At 62.9% G+C, this 22,106-nt stretch carries 24 protein-coding genes, 1 tRNA gene and 1 riboswitch; of the genes, 11 read left to right on the top strand and 14 right to left on the bottom strand.

The features are described 5' to 3' along the window. Window positions 1-2 precede the first annotated feature (2 nt). Complete coding sequence (gene nrdR, locus LZ518_RS02330) at window positions 3-485, top strand: transcriptional regulator NrdR (RefSeq protein ID WP_249914434.1); 483 nt, start codon at window positions 3-5, stop codon at window positions 483-485. After that, on the top strand, window positions 482-1,204 hold the full coding sequence (locus tag LZ518_RS02325) for an RNA methyltransferase (protein WP_249914433.1): 723 nt from the start codon (window positions 482-484) through the stop codon (window positions 1,202-1,204). Before nrdR ends, LZ518_RS02325 begins: the two co-directional genes overlap by 4 nt. Here LZ518_RS02325 and LZ518_RS02320 read toward each other — a convergent pair. Beyond that, entirely contained in the window at window positions 1,201-1,509 is a 309-nt protein-coding gene (locus LZ518_RS02320; protein WP_249914432.1) for a chorismate mutase, read from the bottom strand. The genes LZ518_RS02325 and LZ518_RS02320 overlap by 4 nt on opposite strands. A 178-nt stretch (window positions 1,510-1,687) precedes the next feature. On the opposite strand from LZ518_RS02320, the gene rpsD reads away from it, so the two are divergent. Next, window positions 1,688-2,302 carry a 30S ribosomal protein S4 gene (rpsD, locus tag LZ518_RS02315; RefSeq protein ID WP_249914431.1) on the top strand — a complete coding sequence of 205 codons (615 nt, stop codon included), beginning with the start codon at window positions 1,688-1,690 and terminating at the stop codon, window positions 2,300-2,302. A 60-nt stretch (window positions 2,303-2,362) separates the two neighbouring features. Here the strand turns inward: rpsD and LZ518_RS13510 are convergent, their stop codons facing one another. Further along, the gene (locus LZ518_RS13510; RefSeq protein WP_249914430.1) at window positions 2,363-4,342 is read right to left on the bottom strand and encodes an alpha/beta hydrolase family protein; all 1,980 of its coding nucleotides are present in this window, start codon (window positions 4,340-4,342) and stop codon (window positions 2,363-2,365) included. A 98-nt stretch (window positions 4,343-4,440) separates the two neighbouring features. On the opposite strand from LZ518_RS13510, the gene LZ518_RS02305 reads away from it, so the two are divergent. Both LZ518_RS02305 and aguB read left to right on the top strand, forming a co-directional pair. After that, complete coding sequence (locus LZ518_RS02305; protein WP_249914429.1) at window positions 4,441-5,415, top strand: agmatine deiminase family protein; 975 nt, start codon at window positions 4,441-4,443, stop codon at window positions 5,413-5,415. Further along, window positions 5,412-6,263 (top strand): N-carbamoylputrescine amidase, encoded by an 852-nt coding sequence (gene aguB / locus LZ518_RS02300; protein WP_249914428.1) that lies wholly within the window; start codon window positions 5,412-5,414, stop codon window positions 6,261-6,263. The genes LZ518_RS02305 and aguB overlap by 4 nt, the downstream gene beginning before the upstream one ends. Here the strand turns inward: aguB and LZ518_RS02295 are convergent. After that, window positions 6,260-6,763 carry a GNAT family N-acetyltransferase gene (locus LZ518_RS02295; RefSeq protein WP_249914427.1) on the bottom strand — a complete coding sequence of 168 codons (504 nt, stop codon included), beginning with the start codon at window positions 6,761-6,763 and terminating at the stop codon, window positions 6,260-6,262. The genes aguB and LZ518_RS02295 overlap by 4 nt on opposite strands. A 23-nt stretch (window positions 6,764-6,786) precedes the next feature. Between LZ518_RS02295 and folK the strand changes: the two genes are divergently transcribed. Both folK and LZ518_RS02285 read left to right on the top strand, forming a co-directional pair. Next, entirely contained in the window at window positions 6,787-7,278 is a 492-nt protein-coding gene (gene folK / locus LZ518_RS02290) for a 2-amino-4-hydroxy-6-hydroxymethyldihydropteridine diphosphokinase (protein WP_249914426.1), read from the top strand. A gap of 56 nt (window positions 7,279-7,334) precedes the next feature. Beyond that, window positions 7,335-7,410 (top strand) — tRNA-Lys (locus tag LZ518_RS02285). Between the two features lie 82 nt (window positions 7,411-7,492). On the opposite strand, the gene LZ518_RS13505 is transcribed toward LZ518_RS02285, so the two are convergent. Continuing rightward, window positions 7,493-8,845 carry a L,D-transpeptidase family protein gene (locus tag LZ518_RS13505; RefSeq protein ID WP_249914425.1) on the bottom strand — a complete coding sequence of 451 codons (1,353 nt, stop codon included), beginning with the start codon at window positions 8,843-8,845 and terminating at the stop codon, window positions 7,493-7,495. Between the two features lie 321 nt (window positions 8,846-9,166). On the opposite strand from LZ518_RS13505, the gene LZ518_RS02275 reads away from it, so the two are divergent. After that, window positions 9,167-10,189, top strand: a complete 1,023-nt coding sequence (locus LZ518_RS02275; protein WP_283938149.1) for an outer membrane protein — start codon at window positions 9,167-9,169, stop codon at window positions 10,187-10,189. A gap of 73 nt (window positions 10,190-10,262) precedes the next feature. Here LZ518_RS02275 and LZ518_RS02265 read toward each other — a convergent pair whose 3' ends face one another. After that, window positions 10,263-11,243, bottom strand: a complete 981-nt coding sequence (locus LZ518_RS02265; protein ID WP_249914424.1) for a retroviral-like aspartic protease family protein — start codon at window positions 11,241-11,243, stop codon at window positions 10,263-10,265. A gap of 161 nt (window positions 11,244-11,404) precedes the next feature. Continuing rightward, entirely contained in the window at window positions 11,405-11,806 is a 402-nt protein-coding gene (locus tag LZ518_RS02260) for a PilZ domain-containing protein (protein WP_283938148.1), read from the bottom strand. A gap of 50 nt (window positions 11,807-11,856) precedes the next feature. On the opposite strand from LZ518_RS02260, the gene LZ518_RS02255 reads away from it, so the two are divergent. After that, window positions 11,857-12,522, top strand: a complete 666-nt coding sequence (locus LZ518_RS02255) for a phosphatase PAP2 family protein (RefSeq protein ID WP_249914422.1) — start codon at window positions 11,857-11,859, stop codon at window positions 12,520-12,522. On the opposite strand, the gene LZ518_RS02250 is transcribed toward LZ518_RS02255, so the two are convergent. The 7 genes from LZ518_RS02250 to LZ518_RS02220 form a co-directional block, all read right to left on the bottom strand. After that, complete coding sequence (locus LZ518_RS02250; RefSeq protein WP_249914421.1) at window positions 12,448-13,086, bottom strand: DUF938 domain-containing protein; 639 nt, start codon at window positions 13,084-13,086, stop codon at window positions 12,448-12,450. The two genes, LZ518_RS02255 and LZ518_RS02250, sit on opposite strands and share 75 nt — an antisense overlap. Further along, window positions 13,086-14,711 (bottom strand): aminomethyl-transferring glycine dehydrogenase subunit GcvPB, encoded by a 1,626-nt coding sequence (gene gcvPB, locus LZ518_RS02245; protein WP_249914420.1) that lies wholly within the window; start codon window positions 14,709-14,711, stop codon window positions 13,086-13,088. Before gcvPB ends, LZ518_RS02250 begins: the two co-directional genes overlap by 1 nt. Further along, window positions 14,708-16,066: an aminomethyl-transferring glycine dehydrogenase subunit GcvPA gene (gene gcvPA / locus LZ518_RS02240; RefSeq protein ID WP_249914419.1), complete on the bottom strand. Its 1,359-nt coding sequence runs from the start codon at window positions 16,064-16,066 to the stop codon at window positions 14,708-14,710. The genes gcvPB and gcvPA overlap by 4 nt, the downstream gene beginning before the upstream one ends. A gap of 127 nt (window positions 16,067-16,193) precedes the next feature. After that, window positions 16,194-16,976, bottom strand: coding sequence for a class I SAM-dependent methyltransferase (locus LZ518_RS02235; RefSeq protein WP_249914418.1), 783 nt, complete (start codon window positions 16,974-16,976; stop codon window positions 16,194-16,196). Continuing rightward, window positions 16,958-17,329, bottom strand: a complete 372-nt coding sequence (gene gcvH / locus LZ518_RS02230; RefSeq protein WP_249914417.1) for a glycine cleavage system protein GcvH — start codon at window positions 17,327-17,329, stop codon at window positions 16,958-16,960. The genes LZ518_RS02235 and gcvH overlap by 19 nt, the downstream gene beginning before the upstream one ends. Then, entirely contained in the window at window positions 17,326-18,450 is a 1,125-nt protein-coding gene (gene gcvT, locus LZ518_RS02225) for a glycine cleavage system aminomethyltransferase GcvT (RefSeq protein WP_249914416.1), read from the bottom strand. Before gcvT ends, gcvH begins: the two co-directional genes overlap by 4 nt. A gap of 135 nt (window positions 18,451-18,585) precedes the next feature. Continuing rightward, window positions 18,586-18,682: riboswitch (glycine riboswitch) on the bottom strand. A 72-nt stretch (window positions 18,683-18,754) separates the two neighbouring features. Beyond that, entirely contained in the window at window positions 18,755-19,387 is a 633-nt protein-coding gene (locus LZ518_RS02220; protein WP_249914415.1) for a hypothetical protein, read from the bottom strand. A gap of 88 nt (window positions 19,388-19,475) precedes the next feature. On the opposite strand from LZ518_RS02220, the gene ispH reads away from it, so the two are divergent. Both ispH and rnhA read left to right on the top strand, forming a co-directional pair. Continuing rightward, a complete protein-coding gene (gene ispH / locus LZ518_RS02215; RefSeq protein WP_249914414.1) occupies window positions 19,476-20,423 on the top strand; it encodes a 4-hydroxy-3-methylbut-2-enyl diphosphate reductase in 948 nt (315 codons plus the stop codon). Further along, window positions 20,423-20,866, top strand: a complete 444-nt coding sequence (rnhA, locus tag LZ518_RS02210) for a ribonuclease HI (RefSeq protein ID WP_249914413.1) — start codon at window positions 20,423-20,425, stop codon at window positions 20,864-20,866. The genes ispH and rnhA overlap by 1 nt, the downstream gene beginning before the upstream one ends. 86 nt (window positions 20,867-20,952) lie before the next feature. Here the strand turns inward: rnhA and LZ518_RS02205 are convergent, their stop codons facing one another. Continuing rightward, a complete protein-coding gene (locus LZ518_RS02205) occupies window positions 20,953-22,062 on the bottom strand; it encodes an NAD(P)/FAD-dependent oxidoreductase (RefSeq protein ID WP_249914412.1) in 1,110 nt (369 codons plus the stop codon). Between the last annotated feature and the right edge of the window lie 44 nt (window positions 22,063-22,106).

The raw sequence follows: 22,106 nt of genomic DNA, 5'->3' as shown, positions 1-22,106 counted from the left end.
CGTTGCGCTGCCCATTTTGCGCCCATGAAGACAGCCAGGTAAAGGACAGCCGCCCGTCCGAAGACGGCGCGGCGATCCGGCGGCGGCGGCAATGCGAAGGCTGCGGCGCCCGCTTCACTACCTTCGAGCGGGTCCATTTGAAGGACCTTATCGTGGTCAAGAAAGACGGCAAGCGCGAGCCGTTCGATCGGGCCAAGCTGGAGCGGGCGATCGGCCATGCCTGCCGCAAGCGCGAAATCGACGCCACCAAGATCGACCAGCTGGTAAGCGGCGTTCAGCGGCAAATGGAAACGCTTGGTGATGAAGTGACGTCGACGCGAATCGGTGAGGCAGTGATGGCTGGGCTGAAAGCGCTCGACCATGTCGCCTACATAAGATTTGCGAGCATTTACAAAGACTTTAGCGATCCAGGCGACTTTGCCGAGATTGCCGAGCGGGTCGAAAAGGAAGCCATTCCACCGCCCGGCCACAACAAGCTGCTATGAGCGCGCCGCCGCCGGTAATCGTCCTCGTCCGGCCCCAGCTTGGCCAGAATATCGGCAAGGCGGCACGGGCCATGCTCAACTTCGGCCTGACTGAGCTGCGCCTCGTCGCGCCTCGCGATGGCTGGCCCAATCCCGACGCCGGTCCTGCCGCCAGTGGTGCCGATGCGCTGCTGGATTCCGCTGCGGTTTTCGAAACCACTGTCGAAGCTATCGCCGACTGCAGCCTGGTCTTCGCCTCGACAGTCCGCCGCCGCGACCTGGTCATGCCGGTGATCGACCCCGAAGCGATGGCGCGGGAGATTCATTCGACCGAGGGCCGCACTGCGATTCTATTCGGTCCCGAACGGTCGGGGCTCGAGACCGAGGATGTTGCCCTCGCGAACGCCATCGTCACCGTTCCAATAAATCCGGAGTTCGGAAGCCTTAACCTCGCCCAGGCGGTCATCCTGCTAGCCTATGAATGGTCGCGCGGCACGTCCCTCAACCAGCCCACGGCCAAGGAGCTGGAACCGCCTGCCGCCATGACCGAGCTCGAAGGATTGATCGGCCAGCTCGAGAGCTCCCTGGACCAGGTCGGCTATTTCTTCCCGCCCGACCGTGTCGAGGCGACCAAGCTGACCCTGCGCACGATTTTGACCAAGCCGCGCTGGTCGACCCGTGAAATCCAGGCGCTTCGGGGCGTCGTGCGGGCGCTCGCCGAAAATCGCCGGCGCGGTTAGCCGCGCGTCTGGTCAAATACGTCGAGCTCATGGGCGATCGACGTCTCGATCAGATCCTCATAGAGCCGGGCTACCAGCAGGCGATCGATACCCAATTCCGCCGCCGCCGCGTCAACCTTGGCCAGCACATCGGCCTTGCGCCACTCGTCGCGGACCGCCGACCGGTCCGGCTTGATCCGTGCCGCCGCGTCCATGTAGCCAAAACGCCTGTGCAGCAGCGCCACCACCTGCCTGTCGACATCGTCGACCCCGGCGCGGACTTCGGTCATGGTGAGGCAGTTGGCGGGATCGAGAATATCGGTCATGGGCGCACCCCATGCCAAAAGCGCCAGCGCCTTGCAAAGCTTGACCTTTCGGGCCTGCCCCGCTAGGCGCGCGGCTCGCAATTGACCCTGCATGTCCGGTGAAGCGGTGGTCGCGGTAGGCATTTCGGCCTGTCGGTGCGGTTCCGGACGATTTTGAAACGCGAATTGGAGTGTAATCATGTCGAAGCGCAGCAGCGCCAAGTATAAGCTCGACCGCCGGATGGGCGAGAACGTCTTTGGTCGCCCGAAGAGCCCGGTCAACCGCCGCGAATATGGTCCCGGCCAGCACGGCCAGCGTCGCAAGAGCAAGGTGTCGGATTTCGGCATCCAGCTTCGCGCCAAGCAGAAGCTCAAGGGCTATTACGGCGACGTCACCGAGAAGCAGTTCAAGCAGACCTTCCAGCAAGCCAGCCGGATGAAGGGCGACGCCTCGCAGAACCTGATCGGCCTGCTCGAGCGTCGACTGGATATGATCGTCTATCGCGCGAAGTTCGCGCCGACCATCTGGGCCGCGCGTCAGCTGGTCAGCCACGGCCACATCCGCGTCGATGGCGTGAAGTGCAACATCGCCTCACGCCGCGTCGACGTCGGCAGCGAAATCACGCTTGGGCCGAAAGCGCAGGAAATGGCGCTGGTGATGGAGGCGCAGAGCCTCGCCGAGCGCGACGTGCCCGATTATGTCGTCATCGACGGTACCGCCAAGGCGACCTTCACCCGCGTCCCGACGCTTGACGAAGTGCCCTATCCGGTCCGCATGGAGCCGAACCTGGTGGTCGAATTCTATTCGCGCTGATCTTAACGGACAGCTCGATCGACAAAGGGCGGCCCGCCTTGGGCCGCCCTTTTCTTTTGCCTAATTGCCGATTGTACGGCCGAGCAACTCGCCGATCTTGGTCAGCATTTCTACTCGCGCATTGCTGTCGACCAGTTGGTGGTCGAGCTCGGGATAGCGCAGCAATTCGACCGGGGACCCGCTTGATTTCAAGGCAGATTCCATTTGCAGGCTGTGCTGCACCCCGACGTTGATATCCAGATCGCCGTGCACCAGTAGTACCGGCGCCTTCAGCGCGGACGCGTTACGCAGCGGCGATCCGCGGCGGACATGGTCGCCTGATCCGACGAACTCCTTGACCAGGTTCGAGTTGGTGTAGCCCTCCGACTCCGACTTGAGCAGTGCAAGGTCCGTAACCGGCGCGATCGCCACAATCGCCTTGTATAGCGTCGGATCTACCGCGGCCGATTGCAGGGCGGCATAACCGCCATAAGACCAGCCGACGATCGCCAGCCGATTTTTGTCGGCAATGCCTTCGGTAACCAGATGACGCACGGCATCGTTCACGTCGCCGATCGCAGTCTCCCAATTCTTGAACGCATTTACATTCTTGTACTGGTCGCCGAAACCTTCGGAGCCGCGGTAGTTCGGTTGGATGACGGCATAGCCTCGCGCGGCAAGGAACTGCGGCAGCCAGTCGAATCCCCACTCGTCACGTGCACTGGGGCCGCCATGCGGGAGGACAACCGCCGGCAGATTCTTGCCGGAGCTGCTCGCGGGAATCGTCAAATAGGCCTGAATGGAAGCGCCGTCGCGCGCCTTGTATCGGATCGATTTGACCGGGCTTAGCGTGCGATCGACCAGCTTTGGCCTGACGTCCGCGATCGGGCTCATTTCCTTGGTCGTTCGATCGAGGAAATAATAAGTGCCCGGCAGCACGTCCGAACCGGCGAAGACCAACAGGGAATTACCGTCCTCACTGGCGTCGACGAAATCGATCAAGGGCTGATTCGGCAACGCTCGGCCAAGCTTGGCGGTCAGACCGCCGAATTCGGGATCGAAATAGGCCGCATGGCGATCTTCCTCGGCATAGGTGTAGCCGATCACCTTCTGACCTCGACCGATCCTGGTCACATTGTCGATATCCACCAGGTCGTTCTTCGCGACCAGTTCGACATCGTTTGAGCCGTTCAATGCCATCCGATAGAGCGCCTGGCGCCCATTCAGCTTGCGCAGGAAATAGAGCTTGTCGGTCTGAGCCTCGATCGCAAGCGGCAGGATGCTTGCTTCGTTGTCGTCCTCATAAATGCCGAGCGGCTGCCAGTCCGAGCTTCCCCTGGGTCGATAAGTCAGCCTCGTCTTGCCCGTCAGCTGGCCAGCAGCCGACTCAACCTGGAATCGTAGCCGCACCTGCCCGCGACCGTCGGTCATGTAGCCGTTGATTCCCGGAAGAGGCCGCTCGATCGTCTCCGATTTCACGGATTTGAGATCGATGCGGTCGACCGCCAGTCCCCGTTGCTTGCGCGAAATCCGCGTGTCCGTCTTGCCCTCTTCGGGCACATAGTCGCGCGCCATCAGGATCGCGCCGCCAGAACCCGGGAGCCAGTCGATGATCGAACCGTCAACCTGGCGGAGGCCGGAATCATAGAAGCTCTTGCGCTGCCCGAGCTGCTGCAGGTTCTTGCCATCAACGTCGACACGAACCAGCCGGCTGTACCCGATCAATCCATAGGCCGAATCGGCGACGATCCCGCCATAGTTGCAGACCAGAACCGTCTCACTGCCGAACTTGCACCAGCGCAGCGAATTCCCCGCGCCTGTCGACGAAACGGGCGTGCTGGCGCTCCCCGTCACCAGGTCGAAAACCTTGGCGGCGGTAGTCCCTCCGGACCCCGCAACCAGGATGACGACCTTTTTCCCGCTGGGTGACATTGCGACTTGGGATGCGGCTTCGCGCGTTCCAAATGCCGCGGCATCTTCGGCCAATGGCTTCACTGCCGCAGTCGCACAAACTGGTACGCCGGCCAACAGGCCGGCGACAATCAACTTCCTAAAACTCACGCGTTACCTCCCCCTAGTACTGGCCAATAATGCCGCCGGACTCGCAAGATGCAAGCCCGGCTTGGCGCATTTCGAATGCACTGGTATCGCGCCGCGCAATGACCCAGCCTCCCCTTCCCGAATGGGCGCCTCATGCCGCGGTGTGGATCGGATTCCCCAGCGCCGCCGACCTGTGGGAAAATGACCTTGCGCCGGCCCAGGCCGAAGTCGCCGCCTTCGCAGCCGCGGTCCATGCCGACGGCAGGGGAGAACAGGTGTGGCTGGTCGCGGCCGACGAAGCCGCAGCCTCCGAAGCCCGCCGCCTGGCCCCATTCGCCAAGGTGATTGTCGAGCCGTTCGGAGATATCTGGCTGCGCGATACCGCGGCGATTGTCCTCGGCTCCGGCGCCGATCGCCGCGCCGTCGATTTCGACTTCAATGGCTGGGGCGGCAAATATGACCTGCATGGCGACGATACCATCGGCCAGCGCCTCGCCGCCGAAGCGTCAATGCCCTGCACGCGGTGCGACTGGATCCTTGAGGGCGGTGCGATCGACGGCGACGGATCCGGCACCTTCCTGACCACCGAGCAATGCCTGCTCAATCCCAATCGCAATCCCGATCTGGACAGGGACGGGATTGAGGAGCGGCTGAAGCGCGACCTTGGCGGAAGCCGGATCGTCTGGCTCGGTGACGGCCTCGTCAATGACCATACCGACGGCCATGTCGATAACCTCGCCCGTTTTGTCGGACCCAACCGGGTCGCCGTGCCGGAAGCGACGCTGGACGATCCCAATGCCGCCGCCTTCGCTGATGCCGCCGAAGCACTGCTGGATGCCGACTTCGAAGTAGTCGCCATCCCTTCGCCTGGCCTGGTCGAGCTTGACGGTGAAATCATCCCGGCCAGCTACATGAACTTTTACATCGGCAATGCCGCGGTGGTCGTGCCGCTCTACGGCGCGGCAAATGACCAGGCCGCGGTCGACGCGATCCAGGCGCTGTTTCCGGGGCGCGTTGCAATCGGGCTTCGGGCCGACCACATCCTGACCGGCGGTGGCAGCTTCCACTGTATTTCCCAGCAGGTACCCGAATGACCAAGATCACCGTCGCCGCGCTTCAACTCGCCTTTGGCGAGGACACGGTCGCCAACATTAGGAATGTCGCCGAGCTGGTGCGTGAAGCCCATTCGAAAGGCGCCGAGGTGGTCTTGCCGCCGGAGCTGTTCGAAGGCCCCTATTTCTGCCGCGTCGAGGATGAAACGCTGTTCGCCGATGCACGGGCGACTGCGGAGCACCCTTCGGTGCTGGCAATGCAGGAATTGGCGCGGGAGCTGAAGCTGTGGATCCCGACCAGCTTCTTCGAAGCCGACGGGCCGCATCATTATAATTCGCTGGCGATGATCGGCCCGGACGGCAAGGTTGCCGGAATTTATCGAAAGAGCCACATCCCGGATGGCCCGGGCTATGAGGAAAAATTCTATTTCCGCCCAGGTAATACCGGCTTCAAGGTGTGGAACGGACCGCATCATTCAACGATCGGCGTCGGTGTCTGCTGGGACCAATGGTATCCGGAGACGGCGCGATCGATGATGTTGATGGGCGCGGAAATCCTTTTCTACCCGACCGCGATCGGCACCGAACCGCACGACCCCGACCTCGACACTTCCAGGCTATGGCGCCGGGCGATGGTCGGCCATGCGGTTAGCAACGTTGTGCCGGTGGTTGCGGCCAACCGCATCGGCACCGAGCATGGCCAGCGCTTCTATGGCCACAGTTTCATTTGCGACGAGCGCGGCGACATGCTGGCTGAATTTGGTGCCGACGAAACCGGTGTGCTGGTGGCGACCCTCGATCTGGCCGCCGCCAAAAAGCATCGCGCCGCATTCGGGTTTTTCCGAGACCGCAGGCCCGAACTTTACGGGCGTCTAACCCAGGACGTCTAAAGATCCAGCCGGAAGTAAATGCTGTCGCATAGTTCGCTGCCGACCTGCCAAGTGCCTTGAGCGCGGCCGGTTTCGATAAATCCCGACTGTTCCAGAAGGCGGATCGATGCCGCATTGCGAGGATCGACATCGGCAGTCAGATGGCTCGATCCCCGCGCCCTGCGTCGCTCCACGAACGCATTGAGAGCTTCCAACGCATAGCCACGCCCCCAGTGATCGGGGTCCAGCAGGAAGCCGACTTCCGGAAGCTTCCATGCACCAAGCTTGCCGATCAATTGCCCGTCGACCGTCACAATGAAATCGTCGCTGACCACCGGGTCCGCATCGACCATCGATGCCATCCAACGCTCGGACTCGGCGAGCTCGGCGTGCGGCGGAGTCGACCAGTATCGCATTGCCCGCGGATTGCTCATGATCGCATGCATCGCATCGACGTCATCCATGGTCGCTCGGCGAAGCAGCAGCCGCTGCGTCCGGATTTCATCGCTGGCCTCTGGCATTGAGCTAGCCTAGGCGGTCCCAGGTGAGCGACGCAACGCACCTTTATGCCATCGCCCTCGGTTCCAACCGGCGCCATGTCCGCCACGGGCGACCCGCCGGCGTTGTCGAGGCGGCGATCGCCCGGCTCGATGCCGAATATGAGCTGTTCGATGCCTCGCCGATCGTTTTGAACAAGGCGGTCGGCGGCGCCGGGCGTGACTTTGCCAATGCGGTCGCGCTGGTCGAAAGTCCGCTCGCGCCTAGGATGATGCTGTCGGGCTTGAAGGCCCTGGAACGCCGCTTCGGGCGTAGGATGGGCAAGCGCTGGGGACCTCGGGTGCTCGACCTCGACCTGGTTGCGTGGGACGGTCCGCCGTTTCGCTCGCGATGCCTCACAATTCCGCACCCGCGCCTTCGCGAACGGGATTTCGTGGTCGGACCTATGGCAGCAATCGCGCCCGGTTGGCGGGTGATCGGCGGATTGACGCCCCGCCACCTCGCGTCTCGCCTTGGCAAGCGGCGGCGGGTTGGCTAGGGCCATCGCGAAAATTGGGGTGTCCGCGAGACATCACCAGTTTTCCAATGCTGTGAGGGCCGTTAGCTCAGTCGGTAGAGCAACTGACTTTTAATCAGTAGGTCGCTGGTTCGAATCCAGCACGGCTCACCAGTCAGAAAAGCCCGCTATCCAGGGGACGGCGGGCTTTTCTGACTCATGGAGCGAAGCGAATTGGCCGCTGGATCGGAGCGTCTTAAGACCCAGCGCCAGCTGCCTGCACCACCGCCTGGCCGGTCATCGGTGCCCGGGCATCCCAGCCATAGACATCCTTGCCATAAGCGATCTTACCCGTATCGGGCAGCGCCGTCAGATATGTGACGTATATCGGCACACCCTGCGGGAAGGGTACGGTCAACTCGGCCGACGTATCTTCAGGCCTCGCCGGCCGACCCATCATCCAGCTTCCGAAATCAGCAGCTCGTTCCAAACGAATGCAGCCATTGCTGAGCGTTCGCACCGCCTCTTTGAAATATTCCTTATGCGGCGTGTCGTGGAGATAGATGCCGAGCCCGTTTTCGAACGGGAATTTCATCTTGCCCATGGAATTTGCGCCTGTCGGCTTCTGACGAAGCAAGGCGTGAGCCGTGCCGGCGGATACCGCCTTCCAGTCAACTGTCGCCGGGTCGACGATTACCGGGTTGCTCGACCAGCTATCGACCACCTCATATTTGTTACCCTTGAGCGCGTTGGGTCCTAGCTTTGCCACGGCCGGTGCGATGTTGAGGCGCACAAGATGATCGGGAACGTGCCAGTAAGGGTTGTAAATCGCGTAATACATGACGCCCGCAAGCATCGGTGTCCGGAGGCTCGCACCGCTCTTTGGATCGACTTCGTTTTTGCCGACGACGACTTTCATCGAATCCACCGGGGCGCCATTTTCGTACATCCACAGCCGGGCGGATGCGATGTCGACCAAAATGAATTTGTTTGATGGCGGCTTGAACCGCGCGCGCGACAGGTTGAGCGCAAGACGGGCCGACTGGCCACCGTTCGGAAGCTTGGCTTCTTCGACTGCAGCCTTGCGGAGCTGCGCATAGACCGGGTTGAGGTTCCATACCTCATCCATGTGCGCTGCGAGCGACGGAGCCCGGGCGGCGGTAGCGAGGATCGTTTCCCCGCTAGGCGCCTTTGGGCGCACCCAATTGTCACCATAGGTCATGCCGGGAACTTGCGTGTAGAGCGACTGGACATAGTCGATCAGCGCCTGCGACATGAGGCGGTCGGCACTGGTGGCAGCTGCCGGAGTGCCTGTTTGCGCGGCGGTGATCGCACCCTCAATCTGAGTCGCGAGATCCGGACCGCGCGTGAATCCGTCGATCGGCGCATCGCGCAGCAATTGGATCAGCGCGACTTGCGCCTCCCGGTTCGACATCCACAGTAGCGCGTCCTTGCGCGCCGAATAGAAGCGATCGATCGGCGTGAAATTGCGCGCGAAGATAGGGGTGACCACTGGCGCCGATACCGGCTTCGGCGGCTTCTTGGCATAGGCCGGGCTCGAGCCAAGCACCGCGGCAAGAAGGACTAGCTTGCAGGTCTGCGAAATCACGACATTTCCCCGATGTTGGCCTGTGCCCTGTGCAACGACTTGGCGAACCTATGCTGCATCATTCTCGCCGACCCATCAATCTTTTCAAATGGTTCCGTAGCACGAGCAGCTCATTACTCTGCCCTATATTAACCCAAGCTGCTTGTCCCTGTTCAACCGAATTCGCACGTTAGAGTGCGATCCGGGCTACTCCTCAGTTAGTTGTGGCAGGTAGGCCACAGGTCCGATCCGAAAACCGATCTCACGCCATTTTGCTGCAACCTTTCCAAGGGGGCCGGGTTTGGCGACTTGGACACCGGCTCAAAATAAAGGGGGTTCGAAATGAAAAAATATCTACTCGCGGCGGTCTGCGTGGCCGCAGTCGCAACACCGGCCCAGGCACGCGACGGCCAGCTCTATCTCGGCATAGAAGGCGGCGCCCTATGGTCTCCGGACAAGGATGCCGACATCTTCGCCGACTACACTACCACTCAGCCCGCACAAACGCCGCCGATTCTGGCGCCCGCCCCGGTCGACACGCTTTTCGAGAATGCGCTCCACCTCGATTACAAGACGGGTATCGATCTGGATGGCATCGTCGGGTACGATTTCGGCATGTTCCGGCTTGAGGGCGAGCTTGGCTGGAAGAAGGCACCGCTCAAAGACCTCAATGTCGACGACAGTTTCGTTGCCAGCCTGAACACGGCGTTGAACCGGCCATCCGCTCCACCGGATACCGGTGCGCCGGGATTGGCGCCGCTGGTTAGCGGCGATTTCGATCTGAATGGCAAGACCACTGTCTTCTCGGCCATGCTCAACGGCCTGGTCGACTTCGGTGACGAGGATGGCTTCTCCTTCTACGCCGGCCTCGGCGCCGGCTGGGCAAAGGTCAAGGTCAACACCGATTTCGTCGATGACAGCGACGGGTCATTCGCGTGGCAGCTGATTGCGGGCATCCGCTACGCAATCAGCCCGAACATCGATATTGGCCTTAAGTATCGCTACTTCCGGACCGGCAATGTTCATCTGGTGAACGAAAGCGTCCTTGCCCTTGATGGCAACCCGGACACGTTCGATGTCGGTGTTACCGCGCCGCTACTGGTGGACCGCACGACGGACGCAGTTTTGTCGACCGACTTTGACAATAAGTTCCGGTCGCACAGCCTGCTGGCCAGCCTGATCTTCAACTTCGGCCATGCAGAGCCGCCGCCCCCGCCTCCGCCGCCGCCGCCGCCACCGCCTCCGCCGCCCCCGGCGACGCAGACGTGCCCGGATGGTTCGGTGATCCTGGCGACGGACGCCTGTCCGCCACCGCCTCCGCCGCCACCTCCGCCGCCGCCTCCGCCGGAGCCGGAACGCGGCTGAGCCGAACGGCGCATGAAAAAGGCCCGGGCGAGCATGTCTCGTCCGGGCCCTTTTTCTTAGTTGATGCGGCTAGCTAGATTGCGCCGACTGCCGCCAGCCGAACGGGCTCGCGCATGCTCGTGCCTGGAAGCACGAACCGTACCTTCTTTGACGTGAAGTCGATCGAGACCCGGTCGAATGCCCGCATCGCGTTCATGCCCAGTAGGAGCGCCGGCTCATCCTTGAGGTCGAGCTGGCGAAAAATGTGTGCATCGGCAAAGGCGATCGGCAGGTCGTCGAGGTGAACATCGCCAAGCTCCAGCGCCTTGACCATCGCCAAACGCGCCGGAAGCTTCTCGCCAGTCACCGATTCAATCGTCGTTGGCACCGGCGAGGTCCACATATTGCTCCGCATCAATCTGCGCTGGAGTGCGGGATTGCCGATCGTCACCTGTGATCCGGTGTCGATGATGACCGTCACCTTCTGCCCATCGATCTTGGCATGGGTAAAGATCAGACGGCCGCTTCGGGCGCGCGCCCGCACAACAATCGTATCACCGTCCATCTTTTCGACCGGCCGATTGGCCGGTGTGATGGACATGGTTTGAGCCTTGAAATCGAACATCACCCGCTGAGAGCGCAGGCTGTCGATACCGAGCATCCCGTCAGCGCCGATGTTGGCCGCTTCAAGCGCCGGCGCGTCGACCACGGAGATCAGGCTATTGCTGACCTGCAGGCGGGGGATAAAAACCGTTTCAACGGGATTCACGCCAATCACACTGTGAAGCGTCGCCGCCTTGCCGCTTTCCAGTTTTAGCCGCTGGGCCAGCTGACGCGAAATCACGGTCCGCTCCGCACCTGTATCGACCAGGAAGCGGTAAGGGCCGTTGCCCCCGACCGAAACGTCGACCGTCATGCGGTCGATCTTGTCCCTGGTCAGCGCCACCTCGTCGGTGATAGTCGTGCTATCGATGGCCTGGGCCGGTGCGTTGTCGATATCGAGCCGGGTTGGTTCAGCGACGGCTGCGGTGCCGCCCACAATCAGTGCTGCGGCCAGCCAATGCGAAATCATCATGAGCGATGCTCCAGAGCCCTTTATCGGGGGAGATCCTTATCAGGGCATGGTCCTGGCAAAAATGTACGCCTCGCCGAGATGAGCCGCAAGCTGCGCCCGACCAGCGCTATCGGAACATCTGCGAACGACATGACGCCGTAACGATTTGGACGGCGACCGACTCAGTCCGTGGCGTGTGGGAAACGCCAGTGCCAGGCACCGCCGTAACCCTGATCTTCGTCGGTGAACTTCGTGAGTCCCGGGCGGCGGAAGGCCGGCGTGACCCGCGCGCGCGGAGCCGGGACATGGCGAAGCAACTGCTCGGGATCGAGCCTTTGCGTGAAACTGACACCTGCCTGACGCCCTTTAACCCAGGCGATCGTCCCGGCCACGCTGAGATCGCCCTTGCGGAACAGCAGGGACGCACCTTCCACAGGCAGCTTCTCGCCCTCCACCAAGGCGCCTTCCGAGCTGAGATTGCGCAGCTTGACCGGCAAGGATGTGCCCGACAGCTCGAGGCTGGCCGACATCAACACATTTGACCGCCGATTCTTGCGATTTTGGCTGGCGCTGCTCTGGTCCATGGGGGCAATGCTAGGTCGAAGCGGTAAAACTTCGTTTAACACGGGAGGAAATGACTAACTTGACCAAGCCAGTCGTCATGATCCTTCTGATTTCGATTTTTGCCGTGGCCGCTGTCGCCGGCGGACCCGCCGACAGGTTCGAAGTGGGATTGTTGCAGAGCCTGGCCGAAGCTCGCGCCGAATGGCCCCGACTGACGGCCCTGGTCGCCGGCCTCACAAATCTTGGTGGAGCCTATGTCACATTGAGCGTGACCGCCGCGGCATCGCTGTGGTTGTTGTTCCGGCGGCAGCCCGCCGTCGCGCTGTTGCTGGTCGCAACCGTCCTTGTCGAGCGCACATTGGTAGAATTCATGAAGGACTGGATCGGCCGCCCGCGTCCCCATTTCGGCGTCGATTGGCTACCCTCCAGTCTCGCCTTTCCCAGTGGCCACTCCGCCAACAGCCTGACCGCCTTTTTGGCAGCGGCGCTGATTGTCGCCGCCCCCGCCCGCCGCGGACCATGGGTCATGGGCGCGTTGCTGCTGGCGCTCGTCGTAGGCCTGTCGCGGATTTATCTTGGCGTGCATTGGCCCAGCGACGTCATCGGCGGCTGGGCATTTGGCCTGCTGGCTGTCGGTCTCGCGCTGCAGGCCGGACGGCGTCTAGGCCTGCTCGAACCGCAGCATCAGATTGTTGGACGGCATCGGCCTGCGCTCCCTGAGGATAAAACCGCGTAGCGCCGCTTCGGCCGCGAAATCCTCTACCAATCGCAGGCCCCATTCGGGATTGCGCGCCTTGAGATCCAGGTCGAAGGCGAGGTTTGAAGGTGCCGCCTCGATCCCTGCTTCCAGCCACGGACCATAAAGGATCAGCGGCGCGCCGCTTGCCAACAGTCGTTCGGCACCATCGAGCAAACCCAGCGAGCACGGCCATGGACTGATGTGAACCATGTTGACGCACAGGATCGCATCGGCGCTGTCGATGGGCCAGTCGATGGTAACGTCCAACGCAATCGGTGGAAGCAGGTTGCCCGGGCCTTCCGCCTGCCATGCGGCAATTGACGCCAGCGCTTCCGGATCCGGGTCGCTGGGTTGCCAGGTCAGGTTTGGAAAGCGTTGTGCGAAGGCCAGGGCATGTTCGCCCGTGCCGCTGGCGATCTCCAGCACCAGTCCGCTTGCCGGCAACCATTCCGCGAGCACGTCGCCGATCGGACCCACATTGCGCCCGGCGGCCGGCGCCTTGCGCTTCAGGCCCTTGCCCAGATCGCTAACATTGTAAGGCGGGAAGCTGGGCCTGGTCATCAACCGCCGCCGAAGTGCGCTCCCAGGCCAGTCGAGGAGCCGTCCGGCGCCGGGTTATTATAGGTTAGGACTGGCTTCCTTGCCGCCAGCGTCTCGTCGAGGCGGCGGCGCGGGGCATGGATCGGTGCGGCCTTCAGTGCTGGATCCCCAGCCTTGGCGCGCTCCGCGATCGAGCGCAGCGCGGCGATGAACTGGTCGAGATTGGCCTTGGACTCGGTTTCCGTCGGCTCGACCAGCATCGCGCCATGAACAACCAGCGGAAAATACATCGTCATTGGATGGAAGCCTTCGTCGATCAGCGCCTTGGCGACGTCGATCGTCGAGAAGCCCTCGGCGAAGCCCTTATCGCTGAAAATTGCCTCATGCATGCAGGGGCCTGAGAAGGCGAACGGGGCGTCGAGCACATCTTCCAGGCTGCGGAGGAGGTAATTGGCGTTGAGGACGCTATCCCCCGCGACCTGGGCGAGACCATCGGCGCCATGGCTCAAAATATAGGTCAAAGCCCGGGTGAACATGCCCATCTGGCCGTGGAAGGCGACCATACGGCCGAAGCTGTCGCTCCCTTGCTCGTGGGCAGTCTCCTCCTCGACCATCTTGTAGCTGCGGTCCGACTTCTGGACGAATGGCAACGGGGCAAACGGCGCCAGCGCCTCCGACAATACCACTGGCCCGGATCCCGGTCCGCCCCCGCCATGGGGGGTCGAGAAGGTCTTGTGAAGGTTGATGTGCATCGCGTCGACGCCGAGATCCCCGGGCTTCGCCTTGCCGACGATCGCGTTGAAGTTGGCGCCATCGCAATAGACGAAGGCCCCGGCGGCATGCACGGCGTCGCTGATCTCCTTCATCTGCGGCTCGAACAGGCCGCAGGTGTTGGGATTGGTGATCATCACCGCGGCGACGTCCGGACCCAGGCGAGCCTTGAGCGCCTCCAGATCGACCCGCCCGGCCTTGGTCGCAGGTATATTCTCGACCCGGTAGCCGCAAAAAGCAGCCGTGGCGGGGTTGGTGCCATGAGCGCTTTCCGGGACCAGCACGACCTGCCGCGGATCGCCGCGCGCTTCCAGGGCGGCGCGAATGCAAAGCAGCCCGCATAACTCGCCGTGTGCGCCGGCCTTCGGGCTCATCGCTACGCCCTGCATGCCGGTGAGCTCAATCAGCCAAAAGGCGAGCCGGTCGATCACTTCCAGCGCGCCCTGGACCGTCTCCTGCGGCTGAAGCGGATGAATGTCGGAAAAGCCGGGCAGGCGCGCCATCTTTTCGTTGAGGCGCGGATTATGTTTCATCGTGCACGATCCGAGCGGAAACAGACCGAGGTCGATCGCGTAGTTCTGCCGCGAGAGCCGGGTGTAGTGCCGTACCGTCTCGGGTTCGCTGAGGCCGGGCAAATCGACGCCGTTGCGTTCCAGGCCGCCGAGACGCGTGGCAACGGCCTTGGCGGGCTCCAAATCGATGCCGGTCTGATCGCGCCGGCCGATTTCGAACAGCAAAGGCTCTTCAAGCATCAGCGCGCGGTTACCGGTCACGGTCGGCGCGGCGACTGGCTCGCCTGTTGCCGGCGCGGACGGGCGCCAGCCCGACGGATTTGGGCTCGCCGGCTTGGCCGCGGTTTCGGTCTCGGCGGTCACTTGCACAGCTCCTTCAACGCCGCTTCCAGCGCATCAATATCCTTTTCGCTGGCGGTTTCGGTCACCGCCACCACCAGCCCGTTCTTGAGCGCATCGACGCCCGGATAGAGCCGCCCGAGCGACACACCGCCGAGCACTCCCTTTTGGACCATGGCGTGAACTGCCGGGCGGGCCTCGACCGGCAGCTCCAGCGTAAATTCATTGAAGAAATTGTCGTTGACCAGCCGCACGCCGGCGATTTTCGACAATCGCTCCGCCGCCTCACACGCGCGCGCGTGATTCATCTTAGCGAGGCCGGCGAGGCCCGTTTCGCCCAGCAGGGTCATATGGATTGAAAAGGCCAGCGCGCACAAACCTGAGTTGGTGCAGATGTTCGAGGTCGCCTTTTCGCGGCGGATATGTTGCTCGCGGGTCGACAAGGTCAGCACGAAACCGCGTTTGCCCTCGGCATCGACCGTCTCGCCGGCCAGCCGGCCCGGCATCTGCCGGACATATTTCTCGCGGGTGGCGAACAGGCCGACGTAGGGTCCGCCGAATTGCAGGCCCACACCGATCGACTGGCCTTCGCCGACGACGATGTCCGCCCCCATCTCCCCCGGCGCCTTGATCAAGCCCAGCGCGACCGGCTCGGTCACAACCGCGATCAGCAGTGCGCCCTTGGCCTGCGCCGCCTCGGCGATCGGGGTCAGGTCGGTGATCCGGCCAAGGATGTCGGGATATTGAACGACGACGCAGCTGGTTTCGGCGTCGATGCTGGCGATCAGCCGCTTGGCATCGGTCGCCGCATCGAGGCTCGGCAATTCGGTATCCAGCGTATCGCCGGTGAATTTGGCCATCGTGTTGCAGACGCTGACATAGTGCGGGTGCAGCCCCGACGAGATGATCGCCTTCGATTTGCGCGTGATCCGCCGCGCCATGCCGATCGCTTCCCAGCAGGCGGTCGAGCCGTCGTACATCGAGGCGTTGGCAACCTCGCAGCCCAGCAGCCGTGCAACCTGGGTCTGGAATTCGAACAGCACCTGCAGCGTGCCCTGCGCAATTTCCGGCTGATAAGGCGTGTAGGCGGTCAGGAACTCGCCGCGCTGGATCAAATGATCGACGCTCGCCGGAACATGATGTTTGTAGGCGCCGCATCCGAGGAAGAATGGCACGTCGCCCGCAACCATATTCTTGCGAGCCATCGCAGCGAGGTCGCGCTCGACCGCCATTTCGCTGGCGTGCGGCGGCAGGCCCGCGATGGAATCCTTAAGCAGCAGCCCCTCCGGCACGTCGCGAAACAAATCGTCGACCGAGCCGGCGCCGATCGTGGCGAGCATGGCGGAGCGATCGGTCTCGGAAAGGGGAAGATACCTCACCGCATCCCTCCCTTCGTCATCCCCGCGAGGGTCCCATCGAAGTAGTACTTCGATGGGTGCCCGAAAGCGGGGACCCAGTTTTCTTGCTTGGCTAGGTTCCCGCGTGCGCGGGAATGACGAGTATTTTTCACTTGGGCTTCCTCATGATGAAGCGAAGGCGGACATAGTCGGCCATGTCGGAACCAACCCGCTCGGCGACGGCGTCGGCGATCGATTGGCGTTCTTCGTGCGGAACGCCGGCCCGGTCGAGCCAGCCGGCGCGGAAAGTGATGACCCAGGCGGCGACACCATGTTCCAGTGGGGTCGGCCGCTCGATCAAGCGGGCGTCGATGTCCTTGAACCCTGCCTGCTCGTAAACGGCGGTGAAATCCTCGACCGACGGATACCAGTTGGCGGCATAGGTCGGCGGGCCGAACCCGCGCGCGACCAGCTCATCGTCGAGTGCCTCGCGCAGCCGGGCGAGATTGCCGTCGCCCCCCATTTCGCCCGCGAAACGTCCGCCGGGCTTAAGCGCGAACCAGATCGCGCGCGCCGCCCGCTCCTTGTCGAGCACCCAGTGCAAGGTTGCATTGGAAAAAACGGCGTCGAACGCCTCGCCGAACTTCAGCTGCGCCGCGTCCATCAGCCGCGCATCGAGCCCTTTCGCCCGCGCCGCACCGATCATGGAAAGACTGTTGTCGATACCGACGACGTCGGCGCCCATTTCCTTGATCTTGAGGGTCAGCGTGCCGTCGCCGCAGCCGACGTCGAGGATATGCTCTCCCGGCTGCGGATCGAGCAGCTCCAGCGCCGCCTGCCCCAATGCCGGCACGAAGCCACCAATGCGGGCATAGTCCGCCGCATCCCATTGCGAGGTCGAGGCGGGAGTGCCCTCCACGTTTGGATCCGGAGTCAGAGCGTCGTCAGCCATTCGCGATAATCCGCTTCGCTCATCAGCCCCTCAAGCTCGGAGGCATCGGCAAGCTTCAGCTTGAAGAACCAGCCTGCGCCTTCCGGATCGCGGTTGATAAGCGCCGGATCGTCGGCCAGCGCACTATTTCCCTCGACTACCTCTCCGCCAACCGGGGCATAGACATCGCTAGCAGCCTTGACCGATTCCACCACTGCCGCGTCATCGCCCTTGTTGAGGCTGCGGCCCGCGTCTGGAACCTCGGCGAAGACGATGTCGCCCAGAGCTTCCTGGGCGTGATCCGAGATTCCGACCGTCGCCACGTCGCCGTCGACGCGGATCCATTCATGCTCCTTGGTGAAATAGAGGCTCATGCGGCTGCTCCCTGTTTGCGATGATAGCGATGGGGGACGAAAGGCATTGGCGCGACGGCGGCCTGGAACAGCTTGCCGCGCTGCTCTAGCGTCAGCGTGCTTCCGGGCTCGGCCAACGGGGTGGCAACGTAACCCATGGCGATCGGCCGGCCGAGCGACGGGGAATGCCCACCCGACGTGACCTTGCCGACTTCGCTACCTTCAGAGTCGAGGATCAGCGCGCCTTCACGGACCGGCTGTTTGCCCTCAACCAGCAAGCCCACCCTTTTCTGCGCCGCGCCATTCTCCAACTCGGCCATGATCCGGAGAGCCCCGGCAAACCCACCTTCGGCCTTGCGGCGCTTGTTGATGGCAAAGTTAAGGTCGGCCATCACCGGCGTCGTCTCGCCGCTCAGATCATGACCGTAGAGCGGCAGTCCCGCTTCGAGCCGCAGTGAGTCGCGCGCTCCCAACCCGATCGGCTTGACCCGCTCGTCGGCCGCCAGGGTGTCGGCCAATGACTCGACGTCGCGGCCCGAAACCGAAATCTCAAACCCGTCTTCGCCGGTATAGCCCGAGCGGCTGATCCAAAGCGGTTTTCCGTCCCAATGGTAGAGCCCCGCCTGCATGAAACTGAGTTCGCCGACGCCGGGGACGATGCTCTCCAGCACCGCGACCGCCTCCGGCCCCTGCAGTGCAAGCAGCGCCTGCTCTTTCATGTGATCCATGGCGATCGTCCGCGGCAATCGCTTCTGGAACTGCTCGATATCGCCATGCTTGGTCGCGCCGTTGACCACCAGGTAGAATTGGTCGCCGCGCCTCGTGGCCATCAGATCGTCGATTATCCCGCCGTCCTCGGCGAGCAGCATCGAATATTTGAGCCGCCCATCTTTTAGCGCAATGAGGTCGCCCGGCAGAAGCGCTTCCAGCGCATGATCGACGTTCGGTCCATGGAACAGCAATTGCCCCATATGGCTGACATCGAACAGGCCGGCGTGGCTTCGCACCCACAAATGCTCGGCCATGATGCCGTCATACTGGACCGGCATTTCATAGCCGGCGAAGGGCACCATTCGTCCGCCCCGGGCGCGGTGCCACGCATCCAGCGGCAGCCTGTCCAATTGTTCGCTAGTCTCAATCACGCCGCAGGTCCTCGAAAGCCGTCGCGTGGGATAACCCACACGCTGTTGATTCGAGCCCCCTTCTGTCGCGGCACCTGAGAGCTTTGCCCCTTCGGTGGCCCCGGACTGTGATCCGGGGCTCTTTCCAGACTGTCATTGGCGCGCGCGGTCCCTGGTGCCTGAGAGATTCCGGGGGCGGTTGCTCCTTCGGCGGCCACTGAAATATTCAGGGGCGCTCTCCCGTGCGCGCCTTCCGCGACCAAGGCCACGGATGACGGAGCCGCTGTGGCCGCGCCACGCGATTGAGTCAATCAGGGTCGGAGCGCTAGCGCGTCGCGTTGTAGCGCAGTTGATCCTGGGTCAGCTGGAAGCCGATCAGATGCTCGAACGTCGCCCGGGCGACCGCGTCGCGGATCGTCGGGTCGGACAGCGGATCGATCGCCGCGTTGGGATCGCTCGCCTTGCGCTTGCGCGTGAGTTCCTGGCGAACGTCCTCGGGCAGGGTCGCAACCGAACGGGACACCTGGATCGTCGCCTGGCCCGCAGTCTGGGCGCGAATGCTTCCGGCGGCGAAATTGAGGCCAATGTTGCCAATCTTCTTTGCCACGATTTGCGACCCGCCCTGCATTGCGACAGTGAAATAAGGCAGGACCACGGTCCGCGCCTCAGCAGCGTCGCGGCGGGTGGCGACGACATCAAAGGTAACCGTCGACACGACGTTGGCGCCGCTGTCATCGCACGTCGAGCGAACATTGGTCATTGCCGCCGACACGTCGAGCGCGGCCGCGTCGGTTCGATTCGACGGGTTGAACAGGGTGATGTCGCCGGTCGCGGCGGGAATGCCGACCTGCGGGCAAACCGAGCGCGTAACATAAATGCCCGTCTCGGTAATTTCGCCTTCTTTCGAGCAGGCCGCGGCCAGAAAAACCAGGGCAAGGGCAGTAAGGCGACGCTTCACGATATGGCTTCCTTCAATCATACGCTCGGTGGCGCCCGTCATAGGAACCGCCTTGGCTTGCTGCAAGCGACCGCTTACATGCGCGGCGATGAGCTTGCCCAAGCCTGAACTACAACTGCTTATCGCGGCACCGCGCGGCTTTTGCGCCGGTGTCGACCGTGCCATCAAGATCGTCGAACTGGCGATCGAGCGGTTCGGCCCTCCGGTCTATGTTCGCCACGAAATCGTTCACAATCGTTTCGTCGTCGACCGGCTGCGGGGCCTTGGCGCGGTTTTCGTCCAGGAACTCGACGAAGTGCCCGACGGCCGCCCGGTGGTATTTTCGGCCCATGGCGTTCCGAAGGTCGTCCCGGCCGCCGCACAGGCCCGCGGCCTCGACTATCTCGATGCCACCTGTCCTTTGGTCAGCAAGGTCCATCGCCAGGCCGAACGCCTGATCGAAGCGGGCCGCCACATATTGTTTATCGGCCATGACGGCCACCCGGAAGTCATCGGCACGTTTGGCCAAGTCCCGCCGGGCACTATGACGCTGATCGAGTCGATCGAGGATGTCGCCCTTCTGGAGCCCGCCGATCCGGGCAACCTCTCCTTCCTGACCCAGACGACACTTTCGGTCGACGACACCGCGCAAATCGTCGAGGCCTTGCAGGTCCGCTTTCCGGCCATACTCGCGCCTCGGAGCGAGGATATTTGCTATGCCACATCCAACCGGCAGGCCGCGGTCAAGACGATTGCCTCGCACTGCGAACGAATGCTGGTGATCGGCGCGCCCAATAGCAGCAATTCGCTCAGGCTGGCCGAAGTCGCCGAGCGCAGCGGTGCGCCGGCCCGTCTCATCCAGCGCGCGGCGGACATCGACTGGGACTGGCTCGGCACGCCGCGGATCGTTGGCCTCACGGCCGGGGCTTCGGCTCCCGAAATATTGGTCCGCGAGGTCGTCGAGGCATTGGCCGAACGATTTGAGGTGACCGAGGAGATCGGCGAGCACGAGCCCGAGCGGATGACCTTCAAGCTTCCCCGCGAGCTTGTCGCCTGATGCTGGAGCTGCCCGACGTCGAAATTTTTACCGATGGCGCGTGCAAGGGCAATCCAGGCCCGGGCGGCTGGGGCGCGATCCTGCGTTCCAACGGCAAGGAGCGCGAGCTTTCTGGCGGCGAGGCGCCAACCACCAACAACCGCATGGAGCTGATGGCGGCGATCGAGGCGCTGAACGCGCTCAAGAAACCTTGCCGGGTCCAGCTATGGACCGACAGCAATTATGTCCGCGACGGCATTACCAAATGGATTCATGGATGGCGGCGCAACGGGTGGAGGACTGCCGACAAGAAGCCGGTCAAGAATGCCGAGCTATGGCAAGCACTGCTCGAAGCGTCCGAACCCCACCGCATCGAATGGCATTGGGTAAAGGCCCATGACGGCCACCCCGAAAATGAGCGCGCCGACGCCTTGGCTTGCGCCGAGGCCGAAGCCAGGCGTTAATCTGATTCCATCTCGTCATTCCCGCGCAAGCGGGAACCTAGCGAATCAAAAGACCTGGGTCCCCGCTCGCGCGGGGAAGACAATTGCTAGTTGCGCAGCCCGCGCGGCTCGAACTCGGCCGGATCGATCGCGCTCAATTCGCCCGGCATCGATTCGCCCATGATCAGGGCCGCGCATAGCAGGGATGCGGCAGGCGCGGTCTGGATGCCCATGCCGCCCTGCCCGACACACCAGAAGAATCCTGCTTTGACCGGGTCGAACCCGAACTTCATGCCGCGATCGGGCGCAAACGTCCTGAGGCCTGCCCATTTGCGCTCGACCGCCTCGACCGGCCAATCGACCGCTTGCTCGAATCGGTCGATCGCGGTGGCAACGTCCAGTTCCTCCGGCGCCGCGTCGCCCGGCTCGACCGGCGTCTCGTCAAGCGGGCAAACCCACACGCTATTGTCGCCCTCGCCCTTGAAATAGAAACTGTCGTGGCTGTCGGTGACGAACGGAATGTCGCGCAAACCCTTACGTCCGACCCGAAGTTGCACCACCGTGCGCTGTAGCGGCTCAAGCCCCAGCGTATCGACACCGGCACGTCGGGCGACCTCATCGCCCCAGGCGCCAGCCGCGTTGACGGCAACCCCAGCTTCGATCGAGCCTTGGTTCGTCTCGACCCGCCATCCCTCCGCCGACCCTTTTGCAGACAGCAACGCGACGTCCGTACGGACCTGGCCGCCTAGCCGCTTCACGGCGCGAAGGCAGCTATCGTGAAAAGCCGCGACTTCGATGTCGGCGCAGCTCGCCTCATACCAGGCGCCGGTCCATTGCTCGCGCAATCCCGGAATTAGCCGATCGATTTCGGCCCGGCTCAAGTGAACCGGCCGATGCTCGCCGGCGAGATTGTCAATATCCTCAAAACGCTCGCCACAGGGACCCGTCAGGTGGACCGCCCCTCTGGGGCGCAGCAACGGCGCGTCGCTGCCAGGCCAATTTGCATCGAACATTGGTTTGGAGGCCAGGCTCAGCTGGCGCTCGGGAGTTTCACCGCCGAGACTCGCCTGCCAAAACGCAGCCGAACGGCCGGTGGCATGGCGCCCGCACAGATCTTCTGCCTCGATAATCAACACGCTGACGTGGCTCGCAAGGCGCGCGCCAAGGCTGGCTCCGGCGATGCCGCCACCGACAATCAGTACGTCAACTCTCTCCATCGGACCGTTTGGTTACGGTTTGGAAAGGCGTGGCGTCTAGAGGT

The sequence above is a fragment of the Sphingomonas brevis genome (assembly GCF_023516505.1).
GTDB classification, from domain to species: domain Bacteria; phylum Pseudomonadota; class Alphaproteobacteria; order Sphingomonadales; family Sphingomonadaceae; genus Sphingomicrobium; species Sphingomicrobium breve.
Note: the sequence above shows the minus strand (reverse complement) of the source record. Positions and strands in the feature narration are given on the sequence as shown.